This window comes from Candidatus Poriferisodalis sp. (assembly GCF_965237655.1).
Lineage (GTDB): Bacteria > Actinomycetota > Acidimicrobiia > Acidimicrobiales > Poriferisodalaceae > Poriferisodalis.
On the sequence record NZ_CBDEGB010000002.1, the window covers coordinates 754,959 to 768,396 of the forward strand.

General features: G+C 65.7%; 13 protein-coding genes, 2 pseudogenes and 1 other annotated feature. Of the genes and pseudogenes, 9 read left to right on the forward strand and 6 right to left on the reverse strand.

Going from position 1 to position 13,438, the window contains the following annotated elements; genetic code table 11:
* The first annotated feature begins 76 nt into the window (after positions 1 to 76).
* Together ACPXYO_RS11555 and ACPXYO_RS11560 are read left to right on the forward strand one after the other, a co-directional pair.
* Positions 77 to 985 carry a cation diffusion facilitator family transporter gene (locus tag ACPXYO_RS11555; protein WP_423923820.1) on the forward strand — a complete coding sequence of 303 codons (909 nt, stop codon included), beginning with the start codon at positions 77 to 79 and terminating at the stop codon, positions 983 to 985.
* Positions 986 to 1,264: 279 nt separating this feature from the next.
* Positions 1,265 to 2,357: pseudogene (locus tag ACPXYO_RS11560) on the forward strand (IS110 family transposase); the annotation flags it as partial.
* A gap of 369 nt (positions 2,358 to 2,726) precedes the next feature.
* Here ACPXYO_RS11560 and ACPXYO_RS11565 read toward each other — a convergent pair.
* The 4 genes from ACPXYO_RS11565 to ACPXYO_RS11580 form a co-directional block, all read right to left on the reverse strand.
* Positions 2,727 to 3,164: a hypothetical protein gene (locus ACPXYO_RS11565; RefSeq protein ID WP_423920494.1), complete on the reverse strand. Its 438-nt coding sequence runs from the start codon at positions 3,162 to 3,164 to the stop codon at positions 2,727 to 2,729.
* Between the two features lie 232 nt (positions 3,165 to 3,396).
* Positions 3,397 to 3,903, reverse strand: a complete 507-nt coding sequence (locus tag ACPXYO_RS11570; protein WP_423920496.1) for a phosphoribosyltransferase — start codon at positions 3,901 to 3,903, stop codon at positions 3,397 to 3,399.
* A 160-nt stretch (positions 3,904 to 4,063) separates the two neighbouring features.
* On the reverse strand, positions 4,064 to 4,363 hold the full coding sequence (locus ACPXYO_RS11575; protein WP_423920499.1) for a hypothetical protein: 300 nt from the start codon (positions 4,361 to 4,363) through the stop codon (positions 4,064 to 4,066).
* A complete protein-coding gene (locus tag ACPXYO_RS11580; protein WP_423920501.1) occupies positions 4,360 to 6,000 on the reverse strand; it encodes a PspC domain-containing protein in 1,641 nt (546 codons plus the stop codon). Before ACPXYO_RS11580 ends, ACPXYO_RS11575 begins: the two co-directional genes overlap by 4 nt.
* Positions 6,001 to 6,128: 128 nt before the next feature.
* On the opposite strand from ACPXYO_RS11580, the gene ACPXYO_RS11585 reads away from it, so the two are divergent.
* Both ACPXYO_RS11585 and ACPXYO_RS11590 read left to right on the forward strand, forming a co-directional pair.
* Complete coding sequence (locus tag ACPXYO_RS11585) at positions 6,129 to 7,286, forward strand: PspC domain-containing protein (protein WP_423920504.1); 1,158 nt, start codon at positions 6,129 to 6,131, stop codon at positions 7,284 to 7,286.
* Between the two features lie 57 nt (positions 7,287 to 7,343).
* The gene (locus ACPXYO_RS11590; RefSeq protein ID WP_423920506.1) at positions 7,344 to 8,009 is read left to right on the forward strand and encodes a response regulator; all 666 of its coding nucleotides are present in this window, start codon (positions 7,344 to 7,346) and stop codon (positions 8,007 to 8,009) included.
* Between the two features lie 24 nt (positions 8,010 to 8,033).
* On the opposite strand, the gene ACPXYO_RS11595 is transcribed toward ACPXYO_RS11590, so the two are convergent.
* Positions 8,034 to 9,413 carry a Fic family protein gene (locus tag ACPXYO_RS11595; protein ID WP_423920509.1) on the reverse strand — a complete coding sequence of 460 codons (1,380 nt, stop codon included), beginning with the start codon at positions 9,411 to 9,413 and terminating at the stop codon, positions 8,034 to 8,036.
* Positions 9,414 to 9,723: 310 nt separating this feature from the next.
* Positions 9,724 to 9,939, reverse strand: a pseudogene (locus ACPXYO_RS11600) (transposase); the annotation flags it as partial.
* A 299-nt stretch (positions 9,940 to 10,238) separates the two neighbouring features.
* Here ACPXYO_RS11600 and ACPXYO_RS11605 point away from each other — a divergent pair.
* The 5 genes from ACPXYO_RS11605 (at position 10,239) to ACPXYO_RS11625 (ending at position 13,342) form a co-directional block, all read left to right on the forward strand.
* On the forward strand, positions 10,239 to 10,544 hold the full coding sequence (locus ACPXYO_RS11605) for a hypothetical protein (protein WP_423920511.1): 306 nt from the start codon (positions 10,239 to 10,241) through the stop codon (positions 10,542 to 10,544).
* 67 nt (positions 10,545 to 10,611) lie between these two features.
* Positions 10,612 to 10,932, forward strand: a complete 321-nt coding sequence (locus ACPXYO_RS11610; RefSeq protein WP_423918569.1) for a transposase — start codon at positions 10,612 to 10,614, stop codon at positions 10,930 to 10,932.
* Positions 10,890 to 11,018, forward strand: a sequence feature (AL1L pseudoknot). Its footprint overlaps the gene before it by 43 nt.
* A complete protein-coding gene (locus tag ACPXYO_RS11615) occupies positions 10,932 to 11,681 on the forward strand; it encodes an IS3 family transposase (RefSeq protein WP_423918846.1) in 750 nt (249 codons plus the stop codon). Its footprint overlaps the feature before it by 87 nt. Before ACPXYO_RS11610 ends, ACPXYO_RS11615 begins: the two co-directional genes overlap by 1 nt.
* Positions 11,641 to 12,987 (forward strand): IS30 family transposase, encoded by a 1,347-nt coding sequence (locus tag ACPXYO_RS11620; protein WP_423918849.1) that lies wholly within the window; start codon positions 11,641 to 11,643, stop codon positions 12,985 to 12,987. The genes ACPXYO_RS11615 and ACPXYO_RS11620 overlap by 41 nt, the downstream gene beginning before the upstream one ends.
* Positions 12,971 to 13,342: an integrase core domain-containing protein gene (locus ACPXYO_RS11625; RefSeq protein WP_423918852.1), complete on the forward strand. Its 372-nt coding sequence runs from the start codon at positions 12,971 to 12,973 to the stop codon at positions 13,340 to 13,342. Before ACPXYO_RS11620 ends, ACPXYO_RS11625 begins: the two co-directional genes overlap by 17 nt.
* Positions 13,343 to 13,438: the final 96 nt, after the last annotated feature.

Here is a 13,438-nt window from a genome sequence, read left to right on the forward strand (position 1 = left end):
CGCGTGCCCGGCAATTCAGCACACCTGTCATAGGCTGAAGCGCATCTCACAGCAGCATCAACACGACTTGCGCGAAGTGTCCCGTCGCCGCCTGACGGTGGCGTTTGCGCTGACGCTCGCAATTGCTGGCTTCGAGATTTTCGGTGCTGTGCTGTCGGGGAGCTTGGCGCTGCTCGCCGACGCTGGACACGCCTTTACCGACAGCGCTGCCATCGGATTGGCCCTGCTGGCCTCCTGGGCGGCACGCAAACCGGCCTCGGTCAAGCGTACCTTCGGCTTCGAACGTGCCGAAGTACTGGCGGCGGCGGTCAACGCAGTTGCGCTGTGGGCGGTGGCTGTGTGGATCGGCTGGAAGGCGGCGCTGCGCTTCCTGGACGGTCTTCGGGGCAACCCGGTCGAGGTCGAAGCGGGCTGGGTGCTGGTAGTCGGCAGCATCGCGCTCGCCATCAACGCCGTTGCGGCCCTGCTGCTGCGCTCGGGATCGACCCGCAGCCTCAACATGGAGGCGGCGTTCCGTCACGTGCTCGCCGACCTCTTAGTTTCGGTCGCTGTGATCGTGTCGGCGGTGGTCATCCTGCTGACCGGCTGGTGGTGGGTCGACCCCGCGCTGAGCATTGTGATCGTGGTGATCGTGGTGATCAGCTCGTGGAAGCTCGCCACGTCGGTGTTCGAGGTGCTGATCGACGGCGTGCCCAAAGATCTCGACATGGATGCGCTCTGCTCGGACATGGAGGGAGTGGCAGGCATCACGGTGATGCACGACATCCACGTGCGCATGGTGACGTCGGGTTACGTGACGATGAGCGCCCATGTGGTCACCGATCCCGAACTCGGCGCCGATGCCGATCGGGTGCTCAGCGACCTGAGGGCGATTGCAAAGGATCGGCACGGCATCTCGCATCTCACGTTGCAGCTCGAGCGCTCCGAGGCCGACTGCACCGAAGACCACCACCTGGATCGGGACAGCTCCCGCCAACGCACCTAAGAGCCTTCGCACTCATACTGGGGGTGTCCCTGACGGGCGCAGTCCTGACTCGAGCCTTCGCTGGCTTCGTGCCTTGAATCCGATCTGTCGGGCTGTCGCTTGTCGGGGACGCGCACCAGCCGGTCACCGACCTCGCACCCTACGTCCCCGTCAGGACCGGGATGCTGGCCCCACTCAAACAAGTCAGGAGCGTTGTCGCTAGCGCCGTGAGTGCACTGTCCGTCATCGCGGCCGGTGGTGCCTGATCCGTCGGATTGCTCGAAGGAGGGCAGAACCATTATGTCAGAACATCAAGCGAGTGTGGTCGGTGGGGTGGACACTCATCGCGACACTCATGTGGCGGCGGTGATCGACACCGCTGGGAGGCTGTTGGGTGTGGGGTCGTTCCCGGCGACGCGCGCCGGCTACGGCCGGCTCGTGAGCTGGATGGGCTGCTGGGGCGAGGTCGAGCGTGTCGGCGTGGAAGGCACCGGCAGCTACGGGACGGGCCTGGCACGGCACCTCGCGGATGAAGGCGTGCGGGCGGTGGAGGTGATCCGCCCCAGCCGCTGGGCCCGTCGCGGGGGCAAGTCCGATCCCGCTGACGCCGAAGCGGCTGCGCGCGCGGTGCTGTCGGGGGTGGCGTCAGGCCGCCCGAAGTCCGCCGACGGCCCGGTGGAGGCGATACGGCTGCTGCGAGCGGCCCGTCGCTCGGCGATCAAGGCTCGCACGTGCGCCATCAACCAGCTCAAGGGACACCTCGTCACCGTCGATGAGCAGATCGCAGGCCCGCTGCGGGAACTGCGCACCGCGGCGTTGGTCCAGACCTGCGCACGCCTGCGCCCCGGCCCCGCCAGCAGCGAGCCCGTCGCCGCAGCCAAGAGATCGCTGCGCATACTCGCTCGCCGCTACCAGGCCCTCAGCTCCGAGATCGCCGAACTCGACGCTGAGATCGCCCGCTTGTGCGCGCAGGCCAACCCTGCCCTGCTGGCCGCTTGTGCGCGCAGGCCAACCCTGCCCTGCTGGCCGCTTGCGGCGTCGGGCCAACCCTGCCCTGCTGGCCGCTTGCGGCGTCGGGCCTGAGGTCGCGGCAACCCTGCTCGTCGCCGCCGGGGACAACCCGCAGCGCATGAGAAGCGAGGCGGCGTTCGCTGCGCTGTGCGGCGCCAGCCCCATCGAGGCCTCCTCGGGCCGAACCGTGCGGCACCGCCTCAACCGAGGCGGCGACCGCCAAGCCAACAACGCCCTGTGGCGAATCGCCATGGTCCGCCTGCGCCACGACGAGCGCACCATCGCCTACGCACAGCGGCGCACGGCACAAGGCAAGACCAGCCGAGAGACCATCCGCTGCCTCAAGCGCCACATCGCACGAGAGATCCACCGGCTGCTCACGAGCCCGCCTGTGGTGCCCGAAGGCGCAGACCTGCGCCGGCTCCGACACAGCGCAGGCCTCACCCTCCACCACGCCGCACAAGCCATCGACGCCTGCACCAACCGCCTCTCAGAACTCGAACGAGGCACCCGACACAACCTTGACCTTGCCCTCCGCTACCAAAACTGGCTCACCCAACAAGCGGCTTGACAAACATAGGAGCATCGGATAGGCGGCGATGCCCGGCAGCCCCGACGGACTGGACTTTGCGCAGAAATGCCGCCACAGACGGCAAATTTGCACAAAGAAGGCGTGACAGCAACTTTCCGAGACGCCACCTTTCCGCGCGGCCCCGCAGTGTCGGCGGGCTCCCGCGGGCTAGAGCCGACGTCAGAAGCGGGCCCTCTTGGATGCGCGCCGTGTCCACAGTTGGCAGGTGAGGGCCAGGGCGCCATAGGCGAAGTAGCTCACGCCAATCGGCATCACGTCGCCAGCGATCGCTCGGTCGGTGATGGCGGCGAGCAATGCGCCCAGCCCGGTCGAGCAGAAGCCCACTACCGCAGCAGCCGTGCCTGCCAGTGCGCCCATCGGTTCGAGCGCCAGGCTGATGGCGACGGGCGCGAACCCGATCATCGAAGCATTCGCCAGGCTGAACAGCAGCATCCATACGCCGATCCTGGGCAGCCCGCCCGCTGCGGCAGTGACAGCCAGCAGCGCACCGGAGGTCACCATGAATGCGACGCCGGCAACGAGTGCAAGCGGGCGCGCTTCAACCCGGCGCAGCATCTGGTTGTTGGCGATCGACACGCCTGCGGCGATTGCGCTCATCGTGGAGAAGTACGGAACGAACCAGATCGGCCGGTCATAGACGTCGACAAAGATCAGTTCCGAGCTGGCAAGGAATGAGAAGAGCGCGCCAACGCACCTGCGCTCACTGCACCGAAGAGCAAGGTGTAGCGCCACGACCCCAGCGCCATGAGCAGGATGAATTCGCGTTCGCCGATACGTCTGTGCGGGCGGCCGGCGCCAGCGGAGGCGCTAGGTGACGACGGCGTCGAACTCAGGCCCGGGCCTGCTCGTCGGTGACGATCGGCGGTTCGGTCGACCAGGGGAAGTTGATCCATTGGTCGGTGCGGCGCCACACCCAGTCGCAGCTGACGGTCGACCAGGGCTTCTCGTACAGCACGGCGGTGCGGACGTTTCGTACCCGCGGCAGGCAGAAGTCGTACACCATCTTGAGCGTGTGGCCGGTGTCGGCAACGTCGTCGGCGATGAGGATGTCCGAGTCGCGGTGGTCGACCAGGTCGGGCGTCGGCGGCAGCATGATCGGCACTTCAAGGCGCTCGTCGACGCCGGTGTAGTACTCGCAGTTCATGACGTAGATGTTCTTGACCGACAGGACATAGCCCAGGGACCCGGCGCAGAACAGCCCGCCCCGCGCAATGGCCAGGATCATCTCGGGCCGGTAGCCGTCGTCGGCGATCGCTTGGGCCAGCTCGCGCACCGCCACCCCGTACGCCCGCCAGTCGAGCACTTCGCGTTCTTCTGCATCCGTCGCCTCGCTCACGCACCCTCCCGAAGCACCGTGGCCAATGCCGCCCGAAACCTAGCGCTCACGCCGTCGACGTTCTATTCCCCTTCTTTTCGAGGGGGTGTCTGTGAAGTGCTGTAGAGCTCTGACCTGAGGTTTTGCATCCGCGTCGGTCGGTCCCAGCACTATTCCCGCATTATTCCCGTTCTTTCCGAGGGGGTGTCGTCCGAACCTGCCGTACGTGTCGCTGGCGTATCTGGTGACCGATCACGTTGATGATCAGGGCCATGCCAACGGCGACCACTGAGCCGCCGACGATGAGCACCGGGTCGATGTCGACCCAGATGCTGTCGGCCATCGCGAGGAGCCCGATAGCAATGAACAGCAGGCCGGCCACGAACGAGATGGCATCGAATCGCCTGGGCCGATTCTTCGGCGGCTGAGACTGAGGGGCGGCATCGCGCATCATTGCGTCTGCCAGGTCATCGGCTCTCATCGGTTGTCCTCCGCGGTCGGCGCTGCGCCGGTGATGAGTTCTGCACGACCGATGCCGATGTCGATGTCGAGTCGAAGCTCACCCGCCAAACCGCCTTCGGGAGGCATTTCGATTCGGCGGGTGAGGCCGAGTCCGTATTCTCTGACTTCGCGGGGCCTATCGGACGCCATCGATTCCAGAAGAAGACCGCGGAGAACGTCGCGTGGATCGATCCCACCATCTACCAATACCGATGATTGGTCGGGGAGCCAGCGGTCGAGGATCTGCTGTTCGAAGCGGGTGATCTGGTGTCCGCTGTAGCTCTCGTAGGCGTCCAAGTACTCGGTGACGCTGTCAATGCTGTCATCTTCGCCAAAGGGCAGGGTCTGTAGTTCCTCAAGCCGATAACTGATGCCTCTCAGGTCCTGAGACCGATCCGACGTTGACCGATCGGAGATGCTGAGGCCCCCTGCCCCCACCTTGACATCGGCGATGGTCCTGAGGTTGTCTGGCACATAGATCAGCGCCTCGCCCATTCCGACGCTGACGCCCAGCGAAGTAGTCGAACCGTCAGCATCGAAATCGCGCAAGTCCACGATGAGCCGGCCGATGTTGTGGCGGTAATCGCTCGTCAGATCGTTGGGCTCGCTGGCGTTCACTCGAACTTCACCCACCCCAGATCCCCACCCGACGTCGGTTCCCGAGAACAGCAGAACTGGGGCCACAATCACCACTCCGAGCGGGATCAGGCCACGCGCAGGCCCGGCAAATGCAGCGATCACCAACCCGAGGCCGGTGATGACCAGTGCGATGGCGAAGAATTCGCCGATCTCAAACTCGAAGCCACTGAGCGTGCCAAAGATCACTGTCGCGCCCATGTAGATCAACAGGACGGCGATGGTGAGCGGTCCGATCACGGAGCGCTTGCGCTTCGGTTTGGCTGTTGGGGCGCGCGACGGCTCCGTAGGCACCGGTGTCCGCGTTTCTGAGAACACAACCGGCCCTGGTTGGGCTGCTGGAGCCTGGGAAGGCGCTGCGGGTAGTGGCGTCGGTGGTTGGGCTCGATCTGAACGTGATCGGCGGGCGGGGCCCGGCCAAACGACCAAGGCCACGCCGACGGCTATGAGCATCAGGGCCAAGTAGGGGGCAGCAGTCCACACCTTGCCGAAGAGGCGGAACAAGTCCTCGCTGAGGGCGGCCGCCATGAGCAAGCCGAGACCGATCAGCGCTACGGCCGCGAGGCTGCGGAAGCGATGGGGGGAATCGCCGCCCAGTGCTTTGGCGATGACGCTTGGCGAGTTGTCGCCGGGTAGCGCGAGCCAACCGAGGAGGTAGAGGAATGCGCCGGCACCGCCCAGGAACGTGAGCACGATGAAAGCGATTCGAACGATCACGGGATCGATGCCGAAATAGTCACCCACCCCTCCGGCCACACCGGCAATCACGCGGTCAGCGGTGCTGCGGCGCAGAGGACGGCGCTGGGTGGTCTCGCCGATATCGGCGTCTCGATCTCCGTCAGATTCCGGCTCCCGGACTCCGGCCGGTTCCTCGCCGGTCGGTTCCTCGTCGGCCATTTCTTCATCAGCCGCTTCTTCGTCGGCTGATTCGCCAGTCAATCCGTCGTCTGAGTCGCTGTCAGACGGCTTCTCGTCGGCCATAGGCCCCATTGTGGAAGTCGGACTCGCAGCGTCCAATAGGGGATGTCCCTGAGCGGTCCCCCATGAATCGACCGATGTCAGGGTTAGCCCTGACTGCCGGACCGGGACCGTCGTGTCATGATCGACTGATGGTGTGGCGTCGTGCTGGCTGGCCGGTGAGATCCCGCTCCGACCGGCTGATCGCAGGCGTGTGCGGCGGCATCGGCAATCGGCTCGGCATCGACGCGACCATCGTGAGGATCGCCTTCGCGTCGCTCGCCTTGGCTTGGATCGGCGTGCCCCTCTACCTGTTGGGCTGGGTACTGCTGCCCCAGTCCTCTGCGGTCCGGACCGAATTCGCTGGACCTGCGCCTCCAGCTCGCACAGTGACCAGGCGCGCGGCGGGATTGGCCTTGATCGTCATCGGGACGGTGCTGCTGGCCCGGAATCTGGGCGCAGCGCTGCCCGACGCCGTGATTTGGCCAGTGCTGTGCCTCGCGTTCGGATTTGGAGCGGTGGTCTGGAGGGCCCAGCCGGTCGCGGGCCTCAACCGAGCAGGGGCAGTGCGGATCGCGGCCGGAACGATCCTGCTGGCCATGGGAATAGTCGTCGTCGTCGCTGCCAACCTCTCGCTGTCGGCAGTTCGCGACGGGTTGCTCTCAACAGGTCTCGTGCTGGGCGGGCTGGCGATGATTCTCGGGCCTTGGGTTGCGGTGCTGATCCGCGACAGTCGCGAGGAGCGCCAACGACGCATTCGGGCCGATGCGCGTGCCGACATGGCCGCCCATCTGCACGATTCAGTGCTACAGACGCTCGCCCTCGTACAGCGCACCGACGATCCTGCTCGCGTGTCGGCTCTCGCCCGTCGCCAAGAACGCGAGCTGCGCAGCTGGCTCTTCGGCGAGACGGGCGAGCCGCACCCGTCCACGGTGGTCACGGCCGTGGAGCATCTCGCTGGGGGAGTAGAGGACCGCCACAGCGTCGTGATCGACGTGGTAGCCGTCGGCGATGCTCTGCTGGATCCGGCGATGGAGTCTCTGGTGGCTGCGGCCGGCGAAGCAATGACCAACGCGGCCAGATGGTCGGGATGCCCGACGGTGTCGGTGTACGTCGAGGCGACAGCGACCGCAGTCGAGGCATTCGTGCGCGACCGCGGCGTGGGTTTCGACCCAGAGGGCGTGGACGAAGGCCGCCACGGCATTCGCGATTCGATTCACGGTCGCCTCGAAAGAGCCGGGGGCGAGAGCGAGATTCTCAGCTCGCCCGGCAACGGTGCAGAAGTGCGATTGCGGCTGGACCGGCAATGACGGTCCGGATGCGGTCGTTGTGGGACCCGTGCTGAGAGCCCGGGGGCCGCGGTTACGTTGACGCCTGTGGCAGCGCCGAGTCCACGGGTGGTGATCGTCGATGATCACAGATTGTTCCGTAGCGGCGTGCGCGCTGAAATCGGAGATCGGGCGACTGTGGTAGCGGAGGCCGATGATGTGGGCTCGGCCGTGGAGGAGATCGAGCGTTGGCGGCCCGACGTGGTGCTATTGGATGTCCATCTTCCCTCAGGCTCGGGACGCGAGGTGATCGAGGCGGTGGCCGCGGCCGGCATCGAGACACAGTTTCTGGCCCTGTCGGTGTCGGATGCTCCCGAAGACGTGATTGGGGTGGTGCGTGCCGGGGCACGTGGCTATGTCACCAAGTCGATCGGCGGCGACGACCTAGTAGACGCCATCTTTCGGGTGCGTGACGGCGATGCCGTGTTCTCGCCTCGCCTCGCCGGATTCGTGCTCGACGCCTTCGCCGCTGGGGCCGTAGTGCACGCGGGGCCAGAGACGGACGAAGACTTTGACAGCCTGACGACGCGTGAGCGCGAGGTGCTGCGCCACCTGGCTCGGGGCTACACATACAAGGAGATCGCCCGGCAGCTGTCGATCTCGGTCAAGACGGTGGAGACCCACGCCTCGGCCGTGCTGCGCAAGCTTCAACTGTCGAACCGCCACGAACTCACCCGCTGGGCCGCCGCCCGCCGCATTTGGTAGACGGCCAGCCTCGCAATGCTCTACTCAGTAACTGTGATCTCCCGCGTGCCCGGCTCGTCGCACGCAGGCCTTGCCGGTGCGCACGCCCACATGCCCGCATCGCGGCATGGGTTTCAGGCTGGTCCCGTGCTGCTTCGCGATCTTCGCTGTGATCATCTCATGCAGGTGATCGGCGACATCGGGTGAATCGCCGGTGTTGAGTGCCCAGCCCTGGTCGAGCAGGTCGCTTCGGCCGTCAACGACGGACAGCATCGCCGGCACTTCGAACGTGCGTGACCCGCTCTCGGAGTCGAACGTCTCGGTGATCAGGGCGGAATCGACGAGTTGTCGCAGCCCGCGTGCGATTGAGCGCGACGGGCGGCCGATCACCTCCGTGAGGAACTTGTGCGTCGCGGCTGGCATAGTTCGCATGACTGCCAGGATCTCCTTGGCAGATGAGTTCTCTCGGAAGCCGGCATCGTCGCTTCGTCGGATCCAGTCGACGATGGAACGAGATGCTGCCTCGGCGTAGTCGCAAGCGACGACCGCTGCATCGGCGATGTATTCCACTGACGCGTACATCGCTTCTGCGCGAGCGGGGGCATCCTGGTCGCCGATGAAGGTCTGGTACGGGCGCAGGCTTCGGTAGTAGTCGTCTCGGCGTGCATCGATGGCTGCCGACAACGGCATCGGCAGTGTCAGATGGCCGTCTCTGCGCAGCACGAAGTGCATCAGAGCGCGGCCGACGCGACCGTTGCCGTCAGTGAACGGATGGATCGTCTCGAACTGGGTGTGGACGATTGCTGCTTTGGCTAACGGCGGACCCCATGTCGCTCTCGACATGTGTCCGGTGAGGTCGCTCATCAACGGGCGCACCATGTCGTGTGGGGGAGGGATGTAGTAGGCGCGCTCGGGGGTCGCATGCCCTGCGCCAATCCACACCTGCTCATCTCGCAGCCGGCCAGCGCCGAAGGTTTGCTCGGTGTCGGCGAACAGTCGGCGGTGAAGTTCTTCGATGTCAGCGATGCTCACCTCGCCCCCGGCGCGCTCCCCGAGCGCAACTGCTTGGGCGTTCATGAGCACGCTCCCGAGCGCTTGGCGATCCTTGGCATCGGTCGCCTGGTGGCGTCTGCCTCGCAGCGACTCCAGCAGGCTCAAGGAACGCAGCGTCGTCGCGATCCCCTCGACGCTGCTCGACGCGATGCCCTCAGCGCGGTTCAAGCACCATCTCAGCGCGGGCGTGTCGACGACGGCACGATGCAAGCTCGCCAGCCTGCGCTCGGCGCGCGCAACGCGTTCGAGCACGTCTGGCATCGGGGCGTGCAGCCAAGCCCCAAGCGTGTGCGGCACATACGCCTCGTACGGCAGCGAGGCCATCGAGGTGCCCCGCCAGTGGCGGAATTCCAATCGAATGAGCCGCCCCACGCGTCGTGAGCCTATCAACCGAACCTGAAATCAGGTCACTTAGAAACGCGAAACGCCTTCAGTTTCGGGAAAATGGTCAGTTGCCCAAGACCCCACCACTCCACGGGACCCAGCCGGGTGCTATCCGGCTGATAGGCGGTCAATCAGATGACGCCGCCCCAGGATGTCGGCGCGGAACAAGAAAGGGACCCCGTGCGTTCCGGGGTCCCGTTGCCGCGGTATTTCGGCTGCATTCGGCTGACACCTACTAACAGGATGCTGAAATTTGGCGGTTTTGGTGTTTGGCGAGTGTGTGGCGGGTGGGGCGGGTTCAGGCGGTTTGGGTGTCGAGCTTGGCTATGCGGACGAGGTTGTAGGTGGCGGCGGCGACCAGGTACCAGCCCCGGTTGCGGTCGCGTCCGTTGTGTCTGAGCTTGTGTCCTCCGGCGATGGTCTTGATCCATCCGAAGGGCTCTTCGACGCGTTTTCGGGTCCGCTGGGATGTTGTGTACCCGGCGTGGCGGGTGGTTCGCCCGTCGATGGCAGACCAGATCTTCGAGACCATGGCCGCATATCTACAACGAATTCCCCAAACAGGACACTAGACGGTTCGCTGTGTATGGCGTCGTGCACCGCAGCCCCTTCGGCGTCAGTTCGTCGGGCGGGGATCGGCTTGGGCAAGTCGCATGCCGGGTGTCAATTGGTGCCCGTCTGGCGCGCAGTCGGGCTTGCCCAGTCGATGCGTGGGCTCAGGGCGGCAGGTCTGGTGGGGACTCCGCACCGTCGCTATTGATGTTGCACCCCGCCACGAGTATGGGGCCGCGGTTAGAGAAGGTGAAGATGCGCATGTCCGGTGAAGCCCCGTCCCATGGCACGCCCGATGTCGTCGGATGGCATTCGTGGTGGAGTGATGTCGACTTCGTTGACGATGAATCGGGTGAGGTTGGTTACCACTTCGGGCCAGTCACATACGTTGAGTTTGCCGACGGCACCGGACAGCGGTACCAAGCGCTGACGGTGGGCGAGCTCAATGGACAGATGGCCCATCTCGGCATCGAGATCGAGTGTCCTCCTGATCGGCTCGATCAGGAGGAGTGCATCTGCAATCGCTGCATACACGTTGACGACGAACGGCCATCGCCAGTGGAATGACCCCAGCTGGCAGTCGGTGAATCACACCGGGTTTGGTGGAGGCTCTGTTCCTTGAGAGGATGGAGCGATGCCAGGAAATGGGAGATATCCAGCCGAGCTGCGTGAGCGTGCGGTGAGAATGGTGCTCGACAACGAGCGCTGCTATGGGTCGCAGTGGGAGGCGATCTGCTCGGTCGCCGACAAGCTGGGCCCGACCCCGGAGACGGTGCGGCTGTGGGTGCGCCGCGCTGAGATCGACGGCGGGACCCGGGCCGGGGTGACCTCAGCGGAGCGGGCTCGGATCAAAGAGCTCGAAGGCGAGAACCGTGAGCTGCGCCGAGCGAACGAGATATTGAAGGCGGCGTCGGCTTTCTTCGGGGCGGAGCTCGACCGCCAGTCGAAGCGATAGTGGCGTTCATCGACGCCCATCGCGACCGGTTCGGGGTCGAGCCGATCTGCGCTGTGCTCGCCGAGCACGGCGTCGGGATCGCCCCGTCCACCTATTACGCAGCCAGGTGCCGGCCGCCGTCGGCGCGGGCGCAGCGCGACGCCTGGTTGTGCGGAGAGATCGCTCGTGTGCACCGGGACAATTACGACGCGTACGGGGCGGCCAAGGTGTGGGATCACCTCAACCGCGTCGAGGGCATCACGGTGGCTCGCTGCACTGTGGAGCGGCTGATGCGCCAGCTGAGCCTCGAAGGGACCCGCCGAGGCGCCACGGTGCGCACCACCACCAGCGACCCCGACGCCTGCCGGCCCGCGGACCTGGTGAACCGGGATTTCACAGTGCCGGCCCCGAACCGGCTGTGGCTCGCCGATCTCACCTACGTGCGCACCCGCAGCGGCTGGGTGTACGTGTCGTTCATGATCGACGCCTATTCGCGCCGGGTCCTGGGCTGGCAGGCGTCGTGGTCGCTGCGCACCGAGCTGGCGCTCGATGCCTTGGAGATGGCCATCTCGGGGCGCCGCCGCGACGGCCACAGCATCGAGGAGGTGACTCATCACAGCGACCGCGGGTCGCAAGGCGGATTCAATCGGTCGTCGCAACACCTTGATGTGGAGGTGAGCGGTGAGCAGGCAGGCGGGGTGGTTGGTGACGCTGAGGGGGCGGCCGGCGATGAGGTCGCCGGGTCGGCCGCCGATCCGTCGGGATGTTGAGCGGGCGTTCTGGTGTGAGATCGCCAAGGGGCTCACGAGCGAGGATGCCGCGGTCGCGTGCGGTGTGTCGGGTCCTGTGGGGTCGCGCTGGTTCCGCGAGCGTGGTGGCATGCCGAGCATCGATCTGGGTCCGTCGTCGGGCCGGTATCTGTCGTTTCAGGAACGCGAGGAGATCGCTGTGCTGCGCGCGCAAGGCCGCGGGGTTCGGTCGATCGCACGCGTGATCGGACGGTCGCCGTCGACGGTCTCTCGTGAGCTGCGCCGCAACGCAGCCACCCGCGGCGGCAAGCTCGAGTACCGGGCCGGTGTCGCTCAGTGGAAAGCGGAGCTGGCCGCCCGGCGTCCCAAGACTGCGAAACTGGTCGCCGATGAACGGCTCCGCGATTATGTCCAGGACCGGCTCGCTGGCGTGGTTCACAGCGCCGATGGGGCGGTGGTCGGTCCGCCGACAGCGACGTGGAAGGGGCGCAACCGGCCTCGTCGGCAGGACCGAGTGTGGGCTACAGCGTGGAGCCCAGAGCAGATCTCGAACCGGCTGCGGGTCGACTTTCCCGCCGATGAGACGATGAGGATCTCTCCCGAGGCGATCTACCAGGCGCTCTATGTCGAGAGCCGCGGCGCTCTCAAGCGCGAACTGGTGGCTTGCCTGCGCACCGGGCGTGCGCTGCGGGTTCCTCGTGCCCGCGCGCAACAGCGCGCCAGCGGCCATGTCACCGATGAGGCCATGATCAGCGAGCGGCCGCCCGAAGCCGACGATCGGGCCGTGCCCGGGCATTGGGAAGGCGACTTGATCATCGGCGTCGGCAGGTCCGCTATCGGCACCGTTGTGGAGCGAACGACCAGATTCACCGTGCTCGTGCACCTGCCGCGCAAGGAGGGCTGGGGCACCCAGGAACCCGTCAAGAACGGGCCCGCTCTGGGCGGCTACGGCGCCGAGTCGATGCGTGAGGCACTAGCGACGAGCTTCGCGTCGATGCCCGATCAGCTGCGACGGTCGCTCACCTGGGATCGCGGCAAAGAGCTCGCCCAGCACGCCCAGCTCACGATCGACACCGGCCTCGCCGTGTTCTTCGCCGACCCCCACAGCCCCTGGCAGCGCGGCACCAACGAGAACACCAACGGACTGCTGCGCCAGTACTTCCCCAAAGGCACCGACCTCTCCCGATGGAGCAGCGAAGAGCTCGAAGCAGTAGCCGCGATCATCAACTCCCGGCCACGCAAGAACCTCGGCTGGCGCACACCCGCCGAAACCCTCAACGAACACCTACGCTCCCTCCAACAAACCAGTGTTGCGACGACCGATTGAATCCGGTCAATATCTTTCCATTCGCTACAGCCAGCGCCTCGACGACAACGACATCGTCGCCTCGGTCGGAACCCGAGGCGATTCCTATGACAACGCCATGATCGAGAGCTTCAACGGCCTGTTCAAATGGGAGCTCGTCTACCCCCGGGGACCGTGGCAAGGACTGCGCGACGTCGAGTTCGCCACCCTCGAATACGTCGACTGGTACAACCACCGACGCAGCCACAGCGCCCTGCTGCCCGGCCGCGGCAGCTACACCACCCCCGCCGAACACGAAACCGCCTACTACCGTCAAACCGTCACAGCCACCCCGGCCGTGACTCAACAACCCGAGTCTCTACTGAACCCGGGGTGATTCACGGTGTCTCCGAATCCGGCTCGATCAACATTCGGAGTCGCACACAACTCGGCTCGCCGACAGCAGCGAACTCAAACTCTCGCAAGCAGATTG

Excerpts from the sequence above, each read along its gene's own strand:
- ACPXYO_RS11565 (WP_423920494.1), bottom strand. The coding sequence starts at position 3,164 with ATGAGCGCAATCGCCGCAGGCGTGTCGATCGCCAACAACCAGATGCTG.
- ACPXYO_RS11585 (WP_423920504.1), top strand. The coding sequence starts at position 6,129 with ATGGTGTGGCGTCGTGCTGGCTGGCCGGTGAGATCCCGCTCCGACCGG.
- ACPXYO_RS11575 (WP_423920499.1), bottom strand. The coding sequence starts at position 4,363 with ATGAGAGCCGATGACCTGGCAGACGCAATGATGCGCGATGCCGCCCCT.
- ACPXYO_RS11620 (WP_423918849.1), top strand. The coding sequence starts at position 11,641 with ATGAGGTCGCCGGGTCGGCCGCCGATCCGTCGGGATGTTGAGCGGGCG.
- ACPXYO_RS11610 (WP_423918569.1), top strand. The coding sequence starts at position 10,612 with ATGCCAGGAAATGGGAGATATCCAGCCGAGCTGCGTGAGCGTGCGGTG.
- ACPXYO_RS11605 (WP_423920511.1), top strand. The coding sequence starts at position 10,239 with ATGTCCGGTGAAGCCCCGTCCCATGGCACGCCCGATGTCGTCGGATGG.
- ACPXYO_RS11580 (WP_423920501.1), bottom strand. The coding sequence starts at position 6,000 with ATGGCCGACGAGAAGCCGTCTGACAGCGACTCAGACGACGGATTGACT.